The 19,115-nt window shown below is 62.3% G+C and carries 18 protein-coding genes; 6 read left to right on the forward strand and 12 right to left on the reverse strand.

Annotated elements, in window-relative coordinates; all coding sequences use genetic code 11:
* Nucleotides 1-169: 169 nt before the first annotated feature.
* The gene (locus REA38_RS02525; RefSeq protein WP_043147707.1) at nucleotides 170-1,174 is read left to right on the forward strand and encodes a LacI family DNA-binding transcriptional regulator; all 1,005 of its coding nucleotides are present in this window, start codon (nucleotides 170-172) and stop codon (nucleotides 1,172-1,174) included.
* A gap of 6 nt (nucleotides 1,175-1,180) precedes the next feature.
* On the opposite strand, the gene araD is transcribed toward REA38_RS02525, so the two are convergent.
* From araD to REA38_RS02565, 8 genes are all read right to left on the reverse strand, one after another.
* A complete protein-coding gene (gene araD / locus REA38_RS02530; protein ID WP_033632583.1) occupies nucleotides 1,181-1,873 on the reverse strand; it encodes an L-ribulose-5-phosphate 4-epimerase in 693 nt (230 codons plus the stop codon).
* Nucleotides 1,867-2,736, reverse strand: coding sequence for an L-ribulose-5-phosphate 3-epimerase (locus REA38_RS02535; RefSeq protein WP_308884875.1), 870 nt, complete (start codon nucleotides 2,734-2,736; stop codon nucleotides 1,867-1,869). Before REA38_RS02535 ends, araD begins: the two co-directional genes overlap by 7 nt.
* The gene (locus REA38_RS02540; RefSeq protein ID WP_308884876.1) at nucleotides 2,723-4,210 is read right to left on the reverse strand and encodes an FGGY-family carbohydrate kinase; all 1,488 of its coding nucleotides are present in this window, start codon (nucleotides 4,208-4,210) and stop codon (nucleotides 2,723-2,725) included. Before REA38_RS02540 ends, REA38_RS02535 begins: the two co-directional genes overlap by 14 nt.
* Before the next feature lie 8 nt (nucleotides 4,211-4,218).
* Nucleotides 4,219-5,208 (reverse strand): ABC transporter permease, encoded by a 990-nt coding sequence (locus REA38_RS02545; RefSeq protein ID WP_033647979.1) that lies wholly within the window; start codon nucleotides 5,206-5,208, stop codon nucleotides 4,219-4,221.
* Nucleotides 5,205-6,695: a sugar ABC transporter ATP-binding protein gene (locus tag REA38_RS02550; RefSeq protein ID WP_308884877.1), complete on the reverse strand. Its 1,491-nt coding sequence runs from the start codon at nucleotides 6,693-6,695 to the stop codon at nucleotides 5,205-5,207. Before REA38_RS02550 ends, REA38_RS02545 begins: the two co-directional genes overlap by 4 nt.
* Nucleotides 6,696-6,749: 54 nt before the next feature.
* The gene (locus tag REA38_RS02555; RefSeq protein ID WP_015378502.1) at nucleotides 6,750-7,667 is read right to left on the reverse strand and encodes an ABC transporter substrate-binding protein; all 918 of its coding nucleotides are present in this window, start codon (nucleotides 7,665-7,667) and stop codon (nucleotides 6,750-6,752) included.
* 135 nt (nucleotides 7,668-7,802) lie between these two features.
* Nucleotides 7,803-8,870, reverse strand: coding sequence for an erythritol/L-threitol dehydrogenase (locus tag REA38_RS02560; RefSeq protein ID WP_019453591.1), 1,068 nt, complete (start codon nucleotides 8,868-8,870; stop codon nucleotides 7,803-7,805).
* Between the two features lie 285 nt (nucleotides 8,871-9,155).
* Entirely contained in the window at nucleotides 9,156-10,109 is a 954-nt protein-coding gene (locus REA38_RS02565; protein ID WP_033655111.1) for a LysR family transcriptional regulator, read from the reverse strand.
* 138 nt (nucleotides 10,110-10,247) lie between these two features.
* Between REA38_RS02565 and REA38_RS02570 the strand changes: the two genes are divergently transcribed.
* Together REA38_RS02570 and REA38_RS02575 are read left to right on the forward strand one after the other, a co-directional pair.
* Nucleotides 10,248-11,429, forward strand: coding sequence for a M20 aminoacylase family protein (locus tag REA38_RS02570; RefSeq protein WP_197771729.1), 1,182 nt, complete (start codon nucleotides 10,248-10,250; stop codon nucleotides 11,427-11,429).
* Nucleotides 11,430-11,451: 22 nt separating this feature from the next.
* Nucleotides 11,452-12,240 (forward strand): ABC transporter substrate-binding protein, encoded by a 789-nt coding sequence (locus REA38_RS02575; protein WP_049233049.1) that lies wholly within the window; start codon nucleotides 11,452-11,454, stop codon nucleotides 12,238-12,240.
* A gap of 158 nt (nucleotides 12,241-12,398) precedes the next feature.
* On the opposite strand, the gene tmaR is transcribed toward REA38_RS02575, so the two are convergent.
* The 3 genes from tmaR to REA38_RS02590 all read right to left on the reverse strand — a co-directional run bounded on the left by tmaR (nucleotide 12,399) and on the right by REA38_RS02590 (nucleotide 14,806).
* The gene (gene tmaR / locus REA38_RS02580) at nucleotides 12,399-12,716 is read right to left on the reverse strand and encodes a PTS system regulator TmaR (RefSeq protein ID WP_004935612.1); all 318 of its coding nucleotides are present in this window, start codon (nucleotides 12,714-12,716) and stop codon (nucleotides 12,399-12,401) included.
* A gap of 160 nt (nucleotides 12,717-12,876) precedes the next feature.
* Entirely contained in the window at nucleotides 12,877-13,944 is a 1,068-nt protein-coding gene (locus tag REA38_RS02585; RefSeq protein ID WP_033647985.1) for an FUSC family protein, read from the reverse strand.
* A 94-nt stretch (nucleotides 13,945-14,038) separates the two neighbouring features.
* On the reverse strand, nucleotides 14,039-14,806 hold the full coding sequence (locus REA38_RS02590; protein WP_033647986.1) for an N-acetylmuramoyl-L-alanine amidase: 768 nt from the start codon (nucleotides 14,804-14,806) through the stop codon (nucleotides 14,039-14,041).
* Nucleotides 14,807-14,982: 176 nt separating this feature from the next.
* Between REA38_RS02590 and REA38_RS02595 the strand changes: the two genes are divergently transcribed.
* Nucleotides 14,983-15,729, forward strand: coding sequence for a helix-turn-helix transcriptional regulator (locus REA38_RS02595; RefSeq protein WP_004935623.1), 747 nt, complete (start codon nucleotides 14,983-14,985; stop codon nucleotides 15,727-15,729).
* Nucleotides 15,730-15,763: 34 nt separating this feature from the next.
* On the opposite strand, the gene REA38_RS02600 is transcribed toward REA38_RS02595, so the two are convergent.
* The gene (locus REA38_RS02600; RefSeq protein ID WP_308884883.1) at nucleotides 15,764-16,873 is read right to left on the reverse strand and encodes an SDR family oxidoreductase; all 1,110 of its coding nucleotides are present in this window, start codon (nucleotides 16,871-16,873) and stop codon (nucleotides 15,764-15,766) included.
* Nucleotides 16,874-17,392: 519 nt separating this feature from the next.
* Here REA38_RS02600 and REA38_RS02605 point away from each other — a divergent pair.
* A complete protein-coding gene (locus REA38_RS02605) occupies nucleotides 17,393-17,581 on the forward strand; it encodes a DNA polymerase III subunit theta (protein ID WP_033635247.1) in 189 nt (62 codons plus the stop codon).
* Nucleotides 17,582-17,671: 90 nt separating this feature from the next.
* Nucleotides 17,672-19,099, forward strand: coding sequence for an exodeoxyribonuclease I (sbcB, locus tag REA38_RS02610; protein ID WP_033635248.1), 1,428 nt, complete (start codon nucleotides 17,672-17,674; stop codon nucleotides 19,097-19,099).
* Nucleotides 19,100-19,115 lie beyond the last annotated feature (16 nt).

The raw sequence follows: 19,115 nt of genomic DNA on the forward strand, positions 1-19,115 counted from the left end.
CCACATAAAATGATTTAATTCGCCACTAATAAATAAATGAAATTATTAACTTCGCTTTCATTTATTTTCTCTCCCCTACTCCTGCCCATCCCCCCCATTCCCCCCTAGCACCGCCCTCGCCCTTTCCCTACAATAAGGGATCTGTTGAGGCATAACGCAAGGAAAGACGGTGTCGAAAGCTAATCCCAATGCCACTATCGTGGATATCGCCCGCCGCGCCAGGGTGACCAATATCACCGTTTCCCGCGCCTTCAATAAGCCCGAGCTGGTCAAGCCGGAAACCCGCGAGCGCATTCACGCCATCGCCAAAGAGCTGAACTATGTGCCCAACGCGTTCGCGCAGGGGCTGAAAAGCAGCAGCAGCCAGATTATCGGCATCGTCACCAGCAGCATGTACAACCCGTTCTATTCCGGCCTGATCAAGACCGTGTCGCGCATTGCGCGTCAGCAGGGCTACCAGATCATGCTGTTCGACACCGACGGCAGCGAGGAGGCGGAAATGCGCGCCATTCAGGCGCTGTTCGGCTATAAGGCGCGGGGCATCCTGCTGTCGGCGGTGCGCGACGACAAGCGCTACCGCCCCGCCTATCTCGAGCTGGCCGAGGTGTACGGCGTGCCGCTGATCCTTATCGACCGCGATCTCTACGATCAGCAGCTGAGCGGCGTGTTCCTCGATAACCGCGAGATCGGCGTGCTGGCCGGGCGCTATCTGGCGGAGCAGCCGGAGCAGAAGCTGCTGATTATCGGCGGCCCGGCGGATTCGGAGATCACCTTAACGCGCACCGCCGGCATCGTCGCGGCGCTGCAGGGCAGCGGCCGTGAGATCCATATCATCAACGGCGACTATGATTTCACCTCGCAAGAGAGCGAGGTGCGCGCCTATCTGGCGCAGCCGGAGAACCGCCCGGATTACATCATCGGCCTGAACGGCATCATCACGCTGGGCGCCATCGCCATCTGCCACGAGATGGGGCTTTATGAGCAGGTGAAGTTCTTTTCGATAGACGAACCGCCGCGCGCCGGCGCGTACGGCCTGCACATTCCGGGGGTGTATCACGATACGCAGAAACTGGGGGAGATCGCCGCGGAGCTGCTGTTCAGCGCCATTAATAGCCCGCGCGGCGAGCTGCCGGTGCGCAGAGAGTTCTTCACCGGCTCGCTGTTGAATCGCTGACGGGCGCTATTGCCCGTAGTAGGCGTGTTTGCCGTGCTTGCGCAGGAAATGTTTGTCCAATAGCTCTGGCTGCATCGGGGCGATGGCCGGCGCCAGCTGGCGCGTCGCCATCGCCATGATCGCCACCTCTTCCAGCACCACCGCGTTGTGCACCGCATCCGCCGCGTCCTTGCCCCAGGCGAACGGGCCGTGGGAATAGACCAGCACTCCCGGCACCTGCTGCGGATCGCGCCCCGCCTGATTGAAGGTCTCGATAATCACCTTGCCGGTTTCCCCCTCGTAATCCCCGGCGATCTCCGCCTCGCTCATCGGCCGGGTACAGGGAATGTCGCCGTAAAAGTAGTCGGCGTGGGTGGTGCCCAGCGCCGGGATCGGTTGCCCGGCCTGCGCCCAGATGGTGGCGTTGCGGCTGTGGGTGTGCACCACGCCGCCGATATCGGCGAAGGCGCGGTACAGCGCCAGGTGGGTGGCGGTGTCGGATGAGGGCTTGCGGTGCCCTTCGCGCACCTTGCCCTCCAGATCCACCACCACCAGATCCTCCAGCGTCATCGCCTCGTAGGCGATGCCCGAAGGCTTGATCACCACCAGCCCGCTCTGGCGGTCGATCGCCGAGACGTTGCCCCAGGTAAAGGTCACCAGCCCGTATGCCGGCAGGCTGAGGTTGGCGGCCAGCACCTGCCGCTTGAGTTCGTTCAGCATGCGATGCCTCCATCATTCATTTGTTGTTCGATCCAGGCCTTGGCCTGGGCGATGCGTTGCTTGTCCTGCCCGTCTTCTCGCGCCCACATCTCCAGCAGATAGGGGCCGCGATAGCCGAGCGCGTTGAGCACGGAAAAGGCGTGGGCGAAATCCACGCAGCCCTCGCCGAACGGCACGTCGCGGAACTGCCCGGCGCTGCCCGGCCCCACCGCCACGGTGTCTTTGAGGTGCACGGCAGTGATGCTGCCGATGCCCAGCGCCAGCTCGGCGGCGACGTCGTTGCCCCAGGCGCTGAGGTTGCCGAGATCGGGATACACCGTGAACCACGGGCTGTTAACGTGGCGGGCGATGTCGCGCCATTTGCTGATGCTGTTGATGAACGGCGTGTCCATCACCTCCACCGACAGCATCACCTGCGCCCTGGCGGCCTGCGCCGCCGCCCACTGCATGCCCTCGATAAAGCGCTCGCGGCTGTGGCGATCGGCGGGTTCGTAATAGACGTCGTAGCCCGCCAACTGGATGTTGCGGATGCCGAGATCCGTCGCCAGTTCCAGCGCCTTGCTCATCAGCACCCGCGCCCGTTCGCGGGTGGCGGCGTCATGGCTGCCGAACGGATCGCGCCGGTGCGCCGACAGGCACAGGCTCGGCACCGTCACCTCGCTGTCGAGCCGCGCCTGGATAAACGCCAGCCGCTGGCGGCGATCCCAGTCCAGCCGCTGCTGGCGCGCCGGCTGTTCGTCGATCGACATCTCCACAAATTCAAAGCCCAGCTCAGCGGCGGTGGCCAGCCGCTGCGGCCAGCTCAGATCGGCGGGCAGCGCCTTTTCATACAGCCCCAGACAGGCGGCGTTAGTCGTTTGCATCAGTTACCTCACTCAAAGCCTGAGCGACCGCCAGATAGCGCGCCTGCTGGGCGCGCAGGCGCCGATGGGCGGCGGTCGCGGGATAATAACAGCGCAGCTTGGGCGGCGCGGCGGCGATCGCCTCGGCGAACCCGGCGTACTCCCCGGCGCCGACGGCGGCGCACAGGGCGGCGGCGCGGCAGCCGCTCTGGCGCGTTTCCACCACCTCAAGCGGCAGGTTGCCGGCGTCGGCGTACATCTGCATCCACACCTCGGACTGCGTCGGCCCGCCGGTCATGCGCACCCGCTCGATGCGTGGGTTCAGCTGCACCATGCGCTCCTGATGGATCAGGTGCGAGAACACGATGCCCTGGTAGATCGCCTGCACCACGTCTGCCATCTCGTGGTGGGCGCTCAGGCCAATCAGCCCGCCCGGCGTGTTGCCGCCGAGGTTGGAGCCGTACAGATAAGGCAGGAACAGCAGCCCGCTCGGCTGCTCGCGGCGCTCGGCCACCCAGGCGTTGAACTGGGCGTAGCGCTGCCGGTCGTCGGCGCAAAACTGGCGCAGGAACCAGGCCAGGTTGCCGGCCGAGGTCGGGCTGCCTTCATGCACAAAATAGCGGCCGTCGATGCAGTAGCGCCCCCAGGCGTAGGGATAGTCTGAGGGAATGATGCGCTCGGTCACGCAGGTGGCGATCGACCAGGTGCCCGCCACCGCGCTGAGCGTGCGGTCGTCCGCCACGCCGGAGCTGAGCGCCGCGCCCACCACGTCGAACAGGCCGCCGTACACCGCGGTGCCCGTGTGCAGGCCGCATTGCGCCGCCGCCGCGGCCGTCACCCGCCCGGCCAGCTGCGCCGAGCCTATCACCGGCGCGGTTTTCTCCTGCGCCTCTTCGATGCCGAAGGCCGCCATCAGCGCCGGATCGTAAGCGCCGCTGTGCTGGTTAAACAGGTTGCTGCCGGAGATGTTGGTCACTTCGGCCGCCGCCTCGCCGGTGAGGCGAAAGCGCAGGTAGTCGTGTGCCATCAGGATGCGATCGACGGCGGCGTACTGCGCCGGTTGCCGCTGCTTCAGCCAGCGTAGCAGCAGCGCCGGGTGGCTGGGCCACAGCGGCTGCAGGCTGCGCGGGTAGGTCTGCGCGCCCACGCCGGCGCGGCGCAGCTCAGCCACCGTGGCCGCCGCGCGGTTGTCCGAAGAGAGGATGCCGTTGCCGACCGGTTTGCCGTGGCGGTCGATGGCGTAAAGCCCTTTGCCGTGCGCCGAAAAGCTGACGCCGCGCACCTGCCCGGCATCCAGCCCCGCCGCGTGCAGCGTCTGGCGGATCGCCGCGCAAACGTCATCCCACAGCGCGTCCATATTGCGTTCGCTGAAGCCCGGCTGGGCGGCAATCGCCGCGCCGTCGCGCTCGGCGATCGCCAGCTCTTCGCCGCTTGCCCGGTACAGCCCGGCTTTGATCACCGTGCCGCCGACGTCTATGCCAAGAAAGACTGCCATCGCGCCTCCTATTTGCGCCGCACGGAGCTGAGATAGATGGCGGCCAGGATGATGCCGCCCTTCACCACGTTCTGAATATACGGCGACACGTTCATCAGATTGAGGCCGTTGTTGAGCACCCCGAGCATCATCGCCCCCACCAGCGTGCCGACGATGGCGCCGCGCCCGCCGGAGATCGCCGCTCCGCCCAGCACTACGGCGGCGATGGCGTCCAGCTCGAAGCCTTCGCCGGCGTTGGGCTGCCCGCTCATCAGGCGCGAGGTCAGCACCAGCCCGGCCAGCGCGGCGGTCAGGCCGCTGATCACGTACACCAGCATCTTGTAGCGCGGCACGCGGATGCCGCTCAGGCGCGCCGCCTCTTCGTTGCCGCCCATCGCGTAGACGTAGCGGCCGAACGGCAGCTGGTTGAGCATCAGCCAAGCCAGCACGTACACGCCGAGCATGATCAGGATCGGCACCTGGATGCCCAGCACCGTGCCACGGCCGAAGAACGCGAACACGTCGGGCAGGCCGGAGATCGGGTAGCCGCCGGTATAGAGCAGCGCCAGGCCGCGGGCGATGCCCATCGACGCCAGGGTGACGATGATCGGCGGCATGCGCAGGTAGGCGATGCAGGCGCCGTTGGCCAGGCCGAACAGCGCGCCGACCGCCAGCGCCGCCACCATCGCCAGCGGAATGGGCACCGCCGCCAGCATCAGCCCGGCGGCGACCGAACCGGCCAGCGCCATCACCGGCCCCACCGAGAGATCGATGCCGCCGGTCAGGATGGCGCAGGTCATGCCCACCGCGATGATGGCGTTGATCGACACCTGGCGCGCCACGTTGGTCAGGTTGTTGACGCTGAGGAAGCTGTCGTTCAGCAGGCTCATCAATACGAACAGGACAGCGAAGCCGATAAACGGCAAGACCGCCGGGTGATGCAGCAGTTTTTCCCAGCGCTTGCCGAGGCTGGGGCCGGCGGCGCGGCGCGCCACGGCGGGTTGTTCAATTCCGATCATAAGGCACTCCCGGTCGCGTGAAGCATGATGTGGTTGGATTCGATGTCGTCGCCGGTGAGCTCGGCGACGATGTGGCCGCCGCGAAACACCAGCACGCGGTCGCACACGCCGATGATCTCCGGCAGTTCGGAGGAGATCATGATGATAGAGATGCCCTGCTGGGTCAGTTGCTGCATCAGTTGGTAGATCTCGGCCTTGGCGCCCACGTCGATGCCGCGCGTCGGTTCGTCGAAGATCAGGATGTTGCAGTCGTTGTTGAGCCAGCGGGCGATCACCACCTTCTGCTGGTTGCCGCCGCTCAGGGTGCTGACGGCGGTCTCGGCGTCCGGGGTTTTCACCCCCACGGCGCGGATCAGCCGCTGCACCACGTCGCGATCCTTGCGGGCGCTGACGAAGATCTTGCCGCGCCGGTGGTGCCGGTTGAGGGTGATGTTTTGCGCCACCGAGAACGGCAGCACCAGGCCCTCGGTTTTGCGGCTCTCCGGCAGCAGGCCGATGCCCTGCGCCAGCGCCTGCGCCGGGGAGCGCAGCGCCGCCGGTTGGCCGCCGAGGCTGACGCGTTTGCGGTGGCAGCGGCTGGCGCCGATCAGCGCCGAGACGGTCTCGGTGCGCCCGGAGCCCACCAGCCCGGCGAAGCCGAGGATCTCGCCCTTGTGCAGGTGGAAGCGGTCGGTCGCGCCGTGCTTCTCGCGCTGGATCTCCGCTTCCAGCAGCACCGTGGCGGTATCGACCGGGTGCTGTTTCACCGGGAAGGCGTTCTCGATTTTGCGCCCGACCATCAGCCGCACCAGCTCTTCCACGTTGGTGTCGCCGGTGGCCAGCGTTTCGATGTAGGCGCCGTCGCGCAGCACGGTGATGCGATCGCAGATGGTGAAGATCTCGTCCAGGTGGTGCGAGATAAACACCATGCCGACGCCCAGCAGCCGCAGATCGTTCATCACGCTGAACAGGTGCTCGGCCTCGCCCGGCGTCAGCGTGGCGGTCGGTTCGTCCAGTACCAGCACCCGCGCCTCCAGCGACAGCGCCTTGGCGATCTCAACGAACTGCTGCTGCGCCACGCTCAGCTGCTCCACCGGGCAATCGAGATCGATAGCCACCGTCAGCCGCTTGAAAATGGCCTCGGCCTTGCGCCGCATCGTCCGGCGATCCAGCAGGCCCCAGCGGTTCCTGATCTCCCGGTTGAGGAAGATGTTGTCGATGGCGCTCATGTAGGGAATCAACGAGAATTCCTGAAAAATAATGCCGACGCCGGCCTCGATCGCCTGGCGATAGTTGTTAAAGCGGCGCTGCTCGCCGTCGATAAAAATATCGCCCTCGTCCGGCTGATAGATGCCGCACATGATTTTCACCAGCGTCGATTTGCCGGCGCCGTTTTCGCCCAGCAGGGCGTGCACTTCGCCGCGTTGAATGGCCAGATCGATGCCGTCCAGCGCCTTCACGCCGGGAAAGCTCTTCTTTATTCGCTTCAGTTCCAGTAAAGGTGTCACCGCATTGCCCTCCGCGCCGAACGCCCCGCCGCAGCGGGGCGAACCTGGCCGCTGTTACCAGCTAAAGCCGGCCGCATTGCTGCGATCGATCAGCTTCACTTTGACCGGCACGGTTTTCGGCACCGTGGCGCCCCAGTAGCGGGCCAGCGCAATGCCGAGCGCGATGCGCAGCTGGTCACGCGGGAACTGCGCCGAGGTGGCGATGAACGGCGAGTTCGGCTTGAGGATCTCTTTGATGGCTTCCGGCTGGCCGTCTACGCTCACCAGCTTGACCTTGGCGCCGTTGCTTTCGATCGCCGCCAGGGCGCCGAGCGCGCCGACGTCGTTGACGCTGAAGATGCCCGCCAGATCCGGCGCCGACTGCAGCATGTTTTCGGTCACGGTCAGCGCGGTGTCGCGCTCCTGCTTGCCGTTTTGCTTGGTGACGATCTTGATGTCGGGGTATTTCTTCATCGCAGCTTCAAAGCCGCGCACGCGCTCCAGGATCGGCACCACCGGGATGCCGTCAAGGATCGCCACCTTGCCTTTGCCGCCCAGCGCTTTCGCCAGGTACTCGCCCGCCTGGAAGCCGGCGTCGTAGTTTTCCGAGCCGACGAACGAGTCCAGCGGCCCTTCCGCCTGCGCGTCGATCGCCACCACCACCGCGCCGGCCTTGTGGGCGGAGATCACCGCCGACTGCACCCCCACCGAATCGGTCGGGTTGATCAGCAGGATGTCTACCTTCTTCTGCAGCATGTCTTCCACGTCGCCGATCTGTTTGGCGACGTCATGGCGCGCATCGGCCACGTACACCTTGGCGCCGATATCCGCCGCCGCCTGATCCAGCGCCTGCTTCATGGTGACGAAGTAGTCGTTGTTCATTTCCTGGAACGACATACCGATAGTGATTTGCTTGGCCAGCGCCCCATGGCTGGCCGCCAACATTCCACCGGCGACGATAAAAGGCAGGGTCTTTTTGAATAATGAAAACATAGCCAATTCTCCTGTAGGGAAGCTTCTTGTTGTGGTTATCAGAGCAACAGCATGTCTTTACGTTTGGCCGACCGGCCGGCCCCCCGTTGCGGAAGGGCCGGCGATCGTGACTGCAACAGCGGTACAGCGGGAGGGTCAGGGAACCAGGATCACCTTGATGGAGTCGGTCGAGTCCGCCAGGGCGAAGGCTTCGTCCCAGTCGTTCAATGAATAGCTGTGGGTAACCACGCCATTGGAGGTCACCAGCCCGCGCTCGAACAGATCGATGGCGATTTCATAGCTGTAGGGCGCCAGGTGCGCGCCGCGAATGTCCAGCTCTTTGCGATCGCCAATGATCGACCAATCGACGGTGGTTTCCTTGCCGAACACGCTGAACTCCACGAAGCGGCCCAGCTTGCGGATCATCTGCAGCCCCTGGGTGACGCCGATCGGCGCACCGGTGGCCTCGATGTAGACGTCGCAGCCGTAGCCGCCGGTCAGCGATTTGACGATTTGGTCGGCGTCTTCCTTCAGCGGGTTGATCACCACGTCGGCGCCAAATTCTTTCGCCAGCGCCAGCCGCTCGTCGATGGCGTCGATCACGATCAGTTTCTTCGGCGTCTTCAGGCGCGCCACCTGCACCATGCACAGCCCGAGCGGCCCGGCGCCGGCCAGCACCACCACGTCGTCCAGCTGGATGTCGCCGCGCGCCACGGTGTGAATGGCGCAGGCCATCGGCTCAATCAATACCGCGTCTTCATGGCTCAGGCTTTCCGGGATCTTGTGCACGATGGCGTTCTCGGAAAAACGCATGTACTCCGCCATGCCGCCCTCCGCCACGTCTTTTTGGAAACCGTAAATGTTATGCGTCTCACACATCCAGTAACTGCCGGATTTGCAGTAGCGGCACTCCCAGCACGGCACGATCTGCTCGGCGATCACCCGCTCGCCGAGCTGGTATTTGCCTTCCGCGCCCTCGCCCAGCGCGGCGATGCGGCCGTAGAACTCGTGCCCCGGCACCACCGGCGGTTTGACCCACGGGTTCTCCCCCCAAAACATCTGCGCGCCGTTCTTGCACTTGCAGTCGCCGGCGCAGATGCCACAACCTTCCACCTTGATCACCAGCTCGCGCGCCTTCGGCAACGGCGTGGGCACCTGTTCGAAACGATAGTCCTGCGGGCCGTGGCAAACGACCGCACGCATTTTTTCCGGCAACTGGCTCATCTCTTCCTCCAATACACTCATTAAACGCTTGAATTTTCTTAATGTTGACGTTGTCATTTTTATCCAACAAAAAACAACAAACGTTATAAAATGATAAATTTCAATAGATTAATCATCAAACATCCAGGAAAACCAAAAATGACAACGTGAACATAGAGAGACATATAACCAAAGCTGCAAAAATAATTATTTGAGCAAAATCACATATCGTTAACATTGCGGCTAAAAATGCTACAAATGCGGATCGCGATCCCATTTACGGGATCGGCGATCCGAGGGGATCCGCTAAATCAGCAGGCGCACGCGGTCGTAGATCTGGCGATCTTCCGGCCGCGACGATCGCGCCTGCTGGCGCAAGGTGCGCACCAGCGTGTCGATAAACGCATGGGCGGCGGCGCTCAGAATGCTGTTGCGCCGGGTGACGATATTCAGCTGCACCGGCCGGCAGCTCTCCCGCAGCGCCAGCGGTTGCAGGCGAGAGGCGAACTGCGGCAGCGCGGCAATCGGCTGCGGACAGCAGGTACACATTTCGGCGAACTCCACCAGCGCCTGCAGCATGCCGAACGAATGCGCCTGGATAATGCGCTGGCGCGGCAGGCGCACGCCGTGGCGGAGAAACACCTCGTCGAACAGCGCATCGAAACTTTCCGGGGTATAGCTCATCACCCAATCCTGTTCCAGCAGCTGATGCAGCGAGGTGCTGTGCGCCAGCGGGTGGCCGCGCCGCACCATGTACGCCGTTTCGTACTCCAGCAGCGGCTCGCAGTGGAACTCCTGCGGCGCCGACGACGCCGGCAGCGGCGTGATGGCGAAATCCATCGTGCCCTCGCGCAGCTGCGACTGGGCGTTGGCCATCAGGCTTTCCGACAGTTCCAGCCGCACCGCCGGCATCTTGCTGCGAAACGCCATCACCGCCGACGGCAGCACCGTCAGCATCAGCCAGGGGGTGAACGCCGCCTTGACCAGATCCGCCGTGCGCCCGCGCAGCGCCGCCATTTCGCCCTGCGCCTGCTCCAGCTGGTTCAGCACCAGCCGGGCGTGCGCCAGCAAGGTTTTGCCGTAGGGGGTAAAGCCCAGCCCGGTCGGGGTGCGGATCAGCAGCGGCAGCGCCTGTTCCTGCTCCAGTTCGCGCAGCGCGCGGGTCACCGCCGCCTGCGACAGCCCCAGATGCCGCGCCGCCGCGCGAATGCTGCCGCTGTCGGCGCTGGCCACCAGCGCCTGCAGTTGGTGCAGTTTCATGTTCACCTCCTGACAATCATAGGTTGTCAGCATAACCGAACGGCGGCTACCCGGCAAAAACGGAGTTTGCTAGTCTCGATGCCTACCCCTCTGCCCCATTCCCCGCCCGTTGGCCGGGACCCTTTGCCGGAGACCGTGATGAGCCCTTCACTCGTACTGCCTGAGATCGCCGCCGTTCATGATGAGATGGTCGCGCTTCGCCGCCACATACACGCCCACCCGGAGCTGGGATTTAAGGAGTTCGCGACGTCGGATCTGGTGGCGCAGCGTCTGGAGGAGTGGGGTTACCGCGTCACGCGCGGCGTAGGACAAACCGGCGTTGTCGCCACATTGCAGCGCGGGCCGGGAAAATCGCTCGGCATCCGCGCCGACATGGACGCCCTGCCGATCGCCGAAACCACCGGCTTGCCGCACGCCAGCACCCATGCCGGGGTGATGCACGCCTGCGGCCACGACGGGCACACCGCCATGCTGCTGGCGGCGGCGCGCTGTCTGGCGCGGCAGCCCAACTTCAGCGGCACGCTGCACCTGATCTTTCAGCCGGCGGAAGAAGGCGGCGGCGGCGCCAGAGTGATGATTGAAGACGGCCTGTTTGAGCGCTTCCCCTGCGACGCGGTGTTCGCCATGCACAACGTGCCCGGCTTCCCCACCGGCCACCTGGGCTTCGCCAGCGGCCCCTTGATGTGCTCGGCCGATACGGTGCACATCACCCTGCACGGCCACGGCGGCCACGGCGCGGTGCCGCAAAGCACCGTCGATCCGGTGGTGGCCTGCGCGGCCATCGTCATGAGCCTGCAAACCATCGTGGCGCGCAATATCGATCCGCAGGAAACGGCGATCGTCACCGTGGGAGCGATGCAGGCCGGCCAGGCCGCCAACGTAATCCCGGCGACCTCCACCCTGACGCTCAGCGTGCGCGCGCTGACGGCGGTGGTGCGCGCGCGGCTGGAACAGCGCATCACCGAGCTGGTCACGGCGCAGGCCGCCAGCTTCGGCGCCCGCGCGGAGATCGACTACCGGCACGGCTATCCGGTGCTGGTGAACCACCCGGCAGAAACCGAACTGGCGCGCGCGGTGGCGCTGGACTGGGCCGGAGAGAGCCAGGTTATCCCCACGCTGCGGCCGTTTACCGCCAGCGAAGATTTCGCCTTTATGCTGGAGAAGTGCCCAGGCAGCTACATCTCGATCGGCAACGGCCCCGCCACGCCGGGCAATTCCCTGCACAACCCCGGCTATGACTTCAATGACGACAACCTGTCGGTAGGCGCCACCTACTGGGTCAAATTGGTCGAGCGCTTTTTGGCTCGCCCCACTGTTTAATCGCCAACGCTGAGGAAATGACATGAAAACCATCAAAGGGCTGTTGTTGCTGCTGCCGCTGGCCGCGAGCTTTCCCGCGCTGAGCGGCGAATTCAGCGGCAAGGTGATCAAGCTGGGCATCGATCCCACCTTTCCGCCGCTGGAATATAAAAACCCGCAGGGCAAGCTGACCGGCTTCGGCGTCGATATCGCCCAGGCGCTGTGCGACCAGATGCAGGCCAAATGCGTGTGGGTGGAAAGCAGCTGGGACGGCATGATCCCCGGCCTGCAGGCGAAGAAATTTGATGCCATCGCCTCGTCGATGACCATCACACCGCAGCGCCAGCAGCAGATCGCCTTCTCCAGCAAAGTCTCCAACGCCCCGGCGCGGCTGGTGGCGCATAAGGGCAGCAACCTGCAGCCTACCGCCGCCTCGCTGAAGGGCAAATCGGTCGGCGTGCAGCAAGGCTCCAGCCAGGAGGCCTATGCCAACGCGCTGTGGCGCCCGGCCGGCGTTAACGTAGTCGCCTACCAAAGCCAGCAGGAGGTGAACGAAGATCTGGCCAACGGCCGGCTGGATGCGTCGCTGCTGGCCAGCGTCAGCGCCAGCGAGTTCTTCAAAACGCCCGGCGGCAAAGATTTCGCCTTTATCGGCGCTGAACTGAGCGACAGCAAATACTTCGGCGTCGGCGACGGCATCGGGGTGCGCAAAGAGGATACCGCGCTGCTGAACGCCTTCAACACCGCGCTACAGGCGATCCGCGCCAACGGCACTTACAAGAAAATCAACGACAAGTATTTCGACTTCGACATGTACGGTGCGGAGCAGTAACAAGCGTTCCCCGGCGGTCACCTGCAGATCCTGCAGGATGGGGAGGCGCCTTCGGCCGCCGGGGAACGCCCCAACGGAAACGGCAGCGTCGGCAAGAACGGAAAATCAGGCGGGATAAGGATGCGGGCCAGGCAGGACGCCAGGCCCGCTAAAGCGGGTTACTTCACTTCGCCCATCGCTTTCAGCTTTTTGGACAGCTCGCGGCGCTCTTTGGACAGATCGGCATTTTTGATGATGTAGTCATCAACGCGATCTTCGTAGTCGCTGCGCATGTTGGCGATGATGCCCTGAATGTCTTCAATGCTCATGCCGGGCTTGATGTACTCACTCAGGTTGTCGAGCAGCAGCACGCGCTTCTGGTTATCACGAATTTTCTTTTCGTTGTCGACGATCTCGCGTTGCAGTTTGTTTTTGCGGCGGAACATACGCACAAACTCCAGCACGTCCTGGAAACTCGGCTTATTTGCATTATCCATCTTTATACCCTTGCTTTAGTAATACACAGATTCATTTGCTTACGGCCACATGGCACCAAGATACAGGTTTGTGGCGGTCCGGCACAACAGTGATTGCCTTATCTTACCCACTTTGCCCCGGCGGCCAAAACCCAAAGCGCCGCCTTCATGATCTGACCCCTTATTCGCGCCCGGCGGCGGTGCAGACCAGGAGCAGATCCCCCAGCTCTTCCAACTGCTGCGCCAGCTCCATGCTGAGCCAGACATAGCCGTAAATCGGCGCTTCGCCGTGCTGGCCGAGGCTCACCTCCTGCATCAACGTTTTCAGCTCGCCGGCGATCTCCGCCAACTGCCCCGCCGCCGCCTGCCGCTGTTCCTGCGGCCCTTCTCGCATCAGCACCGCCAGCGATTCCAGCGAGCTCAGCGTCAGCAGCTGGGTGCTGCGCAGCGTGCGGGCGTTCAACATGATGAAGTGCGTTTCACGCGAGGCCCAGTAGGCGTCGGCCATCAGCTCCAGCGTGCATACCAGATTGCGGCTGAGGGTTTGCACCGCCTCGAACACCGCTTTGGGGATGCGGGTTTCCTTACTGGCGGGCACGATCAGGCTGCGCAGCTTCACCACCTGATTCAACAGATCCTTGAGCTGCGGCTCCAGCCGCGGCCGCTCAATGACGTTCGGCGAAAAATAGGCGCCATAGAGACGGGCGGCGGTTTGCAGGCAGTCCGCCATTTGCATGCGCCACAGAATATAGGCGCGCTGTGGGTAGATGCTGGTGAACAGCAGCGCCAGCAGCGAGCCGAAGATCACGTCGCCGCTGCGCCACAGCGCGGTGTGCATGTCGCCGGCGCCCGCGCCGCACACCACCGCCAGCGTGATCCCCACCAGCAGCGCCATATACGGCCGCTTGCCGAGCGTCAGGTAACCGCAGACGAACATCACCACGCCGCACCAGGCCAGCATCAGCGGCAGCGAATAGAGTTCCAGATACAGGGCAATCAGGCCGGAAGCGGCGCCGAACACCGTGCCGGCAATGCGTTGCAGCGCCCGCTGCAGCACATTGCCCCAAAATGAGATCGGCCCCATCACCACCACCAGGGTGATCAGCGGCCAGGTGCCTTCAGGCACCGCCAGCAAGCGGATCAGCAGAAAGGTCAGGATAAACGCCAACCCAATGCGCACGCCGTGAACGATGCGATAGTGCCGATAGGTCAACAATTCAAGGGAAGAGATTTTTCGATCGAGGCGCACGATGCCTCCGATAAAGACCAGCCAGGCCGCTATTTTAGCGGAGGAAGCCCGGCAAGGAAAAGGCGAATGAGGCGTCCCCCATTCGCGGTCAGGCTCAGGCGGCGTACTTGTCGACCAACGCGCGCAGAGCGGCGGCGGTTTCGACATCCATCACGCCGTCATACTTCTGCTGGCGGAAGTGCAGCTGGAACGCGCGCACCAGCTGACGATAGCCTTCTGCGGTGTTCGCCGCCGAGGTATCGTAGCCGTATTGGGCGAACAGTTTCAGCAGCTCGGCCTGCGCCGGCAGCCCCTGGCGGCAGTATTCCTGCTGGCGCTGCTGCTTGGTCGCCTCGTCATACCAGGCGCCGACGCCGGCCTGATACAGCTGCTGCCACGGGAACTGCGGGCCCGGATCGCTCTTGCGGCCCGGCGCGATGTCGGAGTGCGCCACCACGTTCACCGGCGAGATGTCCGGATAACGCTGCAGGATGTTCTGCGCCAGCTGGGTAACCGCCTCGATCTGCTGCGGGTTGAACGGCGGGAAGGTGATGTTTCCACCGTCGCCGCTCGCCAGGTTGACGATCTCGATGCCGATCGAGGTGTCGTTGATATTGCTGCGGGTGCCCCACTGGCTGGCGCCGGCATGCCAGGCGCGCTCGTTCTCATCCACCAGATTGAAAATGCGCACGCCGCTGAAGCCAGCGGCCTGATAGGTGGCTTCGGTCGGATCCGGCACCAGATAGTGTGCGCTGACCGATTTTCCGGTCAACGACTTCACCGAGTCGGCGAAGTTTTGCGCCGTGTAGTGCAGCACCAGAAAACGCACGCGGTGGCCGAAGCTGGCGACCGATCGGTAGCTATTGTAATCAATCTTGTACATCGTAAAGTCCCTCTCTCGCTTGATTTCACTGAGCGGCCCCTCATCATGACAGGCCACCCCGCACAGGTGAACCTTTGGCTCACCCTTTTTGTTTTAGCTAATTGCTAAATTATGCGCAAGCGTTTTTTAGCAAAACCGTTATTTACCTTTTTGCTAAAGAGTGCGATCATGGCACGATGGAAACTAAAGAAATCAGGCGCAACAATCTGCGCGAATTGATGGCCCGCTACGCCCGGCAAGGCGTCAACCAGAATGAATTCGCCACGCTGGTTGAGTCTTCCGCGCCGACGCTGAGCCAAATCATCGGGGAAAAATCCTCCCGCAATCTTGGCGACAATCTGGCCAGGCGGATCGAGGCCCGGCTGAATTTGCCCAAGGGCTGGTTCGACGTGTTTCACGAAAAGCAGCTGGTACGCCCGTTTGACAACGTGGCAGCGGAGTCGGACTTCCAGCCCGCCCGTTTGAAACCGGTGGTATGGGAAGATACCGAACAAGACAAGGAAGAGTTTGTGGAGATCCCGCTGCTGGATATCGATTTTTCCGCCGGCGACGGCTGCTACGAAATCGTCGATCGCGAGGAGTTTTCGCTGATCTTCCGCCGTTACTATCTGCACAAGATGGGGGTGGCGGTCAACGCCGCGCGCATTATCCGCATCTCCGGCTCCAGCATGGAACCGCGTCTGCAGGACGGCGACGTGGTCGGCATCAACACCGACGACACGCGCATCCGCGAAGGCAAGACCTACGCCATCCGCCACGGCAATTTGCTGCGGGTGAAGGTGCTGATCGAGCAGCCGGACGGCGGCGTCGTCATCCGCTCCCTCAACCGGGAAGAGTACCAGGACGAGCATCTCAGCTATCAGCAGCGCAAGGAGCAACTGGTGGTGCTCGGCCGCGTCTTCTGGTCCTCTTCGTCCTGGTAGCGGAGCAACCTCGGGCGCCCAGTGCGCCCGGCGGTTATTTGAAGTCCACCACCATCTGCTGCTGGATAGACAGCCCGCGGGTCGACTGCACGCAGCCGGCGATATAGTCGGTAAAGCGTGGCGGCTTCGGCATGCCCAGCTTGAGGATCTTTTCGTTGCTGAAACGCACGTTGAGCATGGCGAACGATCCGTACAGGCGCATCGCCTTGAGCATCAGCCGCTCGTTGCACGGGCCGAAAATGTCTTTCAGCTGGCGGCGCATTTTCACCAGCGCGTCATAGGTCACCTGCGCATACTCATCGCCCACCGGCGCCTTTTCCAGCGCCGCCGCCATGGCGCGGTCGATTTCGGCAAAGCTGACGCTGCTCTCCTCACCGGCGGAGATGTGATAAACGTCGTTCTCCAGCGTTTCGCTGTTCATCAGCATCACCAGCGCATCCGCGCAGTAGTCCGCCGGGATCACATCGATATTGTCCTGCAGCGAGCACATGAATTTGCGCAGCATCAGCGCCATGCCGAACACCCAGAAAATGCTGCTGGAAGGCTGGCAGCCCAGGCGGGTGTGGCCCACCACGATCGACGGACGAGCGATGGTCAGCGGCAGTTGCGGGCAGCGCTGGCGCATCAGCTGTTCGATGGTGGATTTGGAACGGGTGTATTCCACCAGATGCTCGGCGTCTTCCTCAAACTCGCCGCTCTCCGCCACCAGCGAACCCGGCTCCGGCGAACAGGACATGGCGGTACCAACGTGCAGGAAACGTTTTAATCCCGGCACCTGCGCCATTCTTTCGGCAAAGGCCAGAGTGCCTTCTACGTTTACCTTCCAAATGAGCGGGTTATTACCAAATGAAGCAACGGCCGCGCAGTTAATAACGTGCGTGACTTTGTTAATACGTGCGTCAGTTAAAAAGTCGGCCGGCTCGGAAAGGTCGCCCAACAATATATTTTCTATCGTAATTTTAGACAGCAGGCTCGCGTCGATATTAAACTTTTCCATATTCGCGCGAATACGGGCCAGCCCTTGTTGTGCATCGTCGGCGCGCACCAGCAAAAGATAATTAACATACTGATTTTCAATCAATAATTTCTCGAGAACCGCACCACCCAAAAAGCCGGTAGCGCCGGTCAACAGTAGCGTTTTCATAATTGTCATCCACATTGGTATTGAATGTGGGAGATTGTATCTGCGGGTATTTAAACAAATATTAAATAGAATTACGGCGCCAGAAATCACTTCTCTTAATATTATCTTAAGGAATCTTTTGATACATCCAACGTGGATTTAGTAACAAAAGAATCTCATCTATTTTATGATTAATCTCTGCCGTTTAAATACCATTGATGTAGCACCTGATTTAATTTAGCGGTCAATGTTATTTCTCTTATCGTCCGTGGAGGACTTATGACCTATAACCAAAAAATCTGGTTGGGGGTTTTGCTGCTGTGCGCCCTGTTTTGGGGGGCGGTGATAAGCGGCGCCTGTTCGCTGTATAACCGGGCGGATCGCTTCCAGGCTCACCACCCGGAGAGCGAGCTCGCCGCTCGCCACAGCCAGCCCCCTTGCACGCAACCCAGCTCACAGGCATCAAGCGCCCCCCGGAATGGGTAGGGACAATACCCGCTAACGATCCTATTATGCCCTAAAGTTAACAGGGAGATAACGATGGCTCGAAAGCTGGATAGCTTACCGCAGGCACAACGCGAAAAAATAGAAACCGATTTGCTGGCCATCAGCGTGATCTACAATGAGCGCTACGGCATCGCCTCGACCCAGGCGGAAACGGAACGACAGATCCCCGACCACCTGCTCCCCTACTTTCATCAACGGCTGGATTACTATCGCCGTGCGTAATTGCGCGCATTTCGCTAACCGTCGCTTGGCATCGCTCCCTACGCCGTTACAATAGAAGCATATTGTATCCGCCACTGAAGAGACGCGATTTTGAGCAGCAAGGCAACGGCCACATTTTATATTCACGATTACGAAACCTTCGGCAAAAGCCCGTCGCTGGACCGCCCGGCGCAGTTTGCCGGCGTGCGCACCGATATGGATTTCAACATTATCGAAGAGCCGCTGGTCATCTACTGCGCCCCGGCCGACGACTACCTGCCGGAACCCGAGGCGGTGATGATCACCGGCATCACGCCACAGGTGGCGCGCGCCAAAGGCGTTAACGAAGCCGAATTCACCCGCCAAATCCACCAGGCCTTCAGCGTGGCCGGCACCTGCATTCTCGGTTACAACAACATCCGTTTCGATGACGAAGTGAGCCGCAATATCTTCTATCGCAACTTCTACGATCCCTATGCCTACAGCTGGCAAAACGGCAACTCGCGCTGGGATCTGCTGGATGTGATGCGCGCCTGCTACGCCCTGCGCCCGGACGGCATCGTCTGGCCGGAAAACGAAGACGGCTTCCCCAGCTTCCGCCTGGAGCATCTCACGCGCGCCAACGGCGTCGAGCACACGCAGGCTCACGACGCAATGTCGGACGTTTACGCCACCATCGCCATGGCCAAGCTGGTCAAGCAGGCGCAGCCGCGGCTGTTCGATTTCCTGTTGCAGCACCGCAACAAGCACAAGCTGAACGCCCTGATCGACGTCGCCGAAATGACGCCGCTGGTGCACGTCTCCGGCATGTTCGGCGCGGCGCGCGGCAACACCAGCTGGGTGTCGCCGTTGGCCTGGCACCCGGACAACAAAAACGCGGTGATCATGTGCGATCTCGCCGGCGATATGACGCCGCTGCTGACGCTGAGCGCCGAGCAGCTGCGTGAACGGCTGTACACCCGCCGCGACGACCTGGCGCCGGATCAGGCGCCGGTGCCGATCAAGCTGGTGCACATCAACAAATGCCCGGTGCTGGCGCCGGCCAAAACCCTGCTGCCGGAGAACGCCGAGCGGCTGGGCATCGATCGCCAGGCCTGCCTGCAAAACCTACAGCTGCTGAAACAGCACCCGGAAGTGCGTGAGAAAGTGGTGGCGCTGTTCGCCGAAGCCGAGCCGTTCAAAGGCTCCGACGACGTCGACGCCCGGCTGTATGACGGCTTCTTCAGCGACGCCGACAAGGCGGCGATGAGGATTATCCAGCAGACCAAGCCGCAGAACCTGCCGGCGCTGGATCTGGCCTTCAGCGACGGCCGCATGAAAGAGCTGCTGTTCCGCTTCCGCGCGCGCAACTACCCGAATACGCTGGACGATGCCGAACAGCGCCGCTGGCTGCAGCACCGCCAGGAAGCGCTGAGCGCGGAGCGCGTGCAGAGTTACCTGCTGCAGCTCGAATCGCTGTATAACCTGCACGAAGGCGACAAAGAGAAAACCGCCCTGCTGAAAGCGCTGTTCGATTACGGCAAAGAGTTGGTGGGGTAAACCCGCAGCAAGCAGA

This window comes from Serratia sp. MF1(2023), assembly GCF_030954545.1.
In the GTDB taxonomy this organism is placed as follows: Bacteria; Pseudomonadota; Gammaproteobacteria; order Enterobacterales; family Enterobacteriaceae; genus Serratia; species Serratia sarumanii.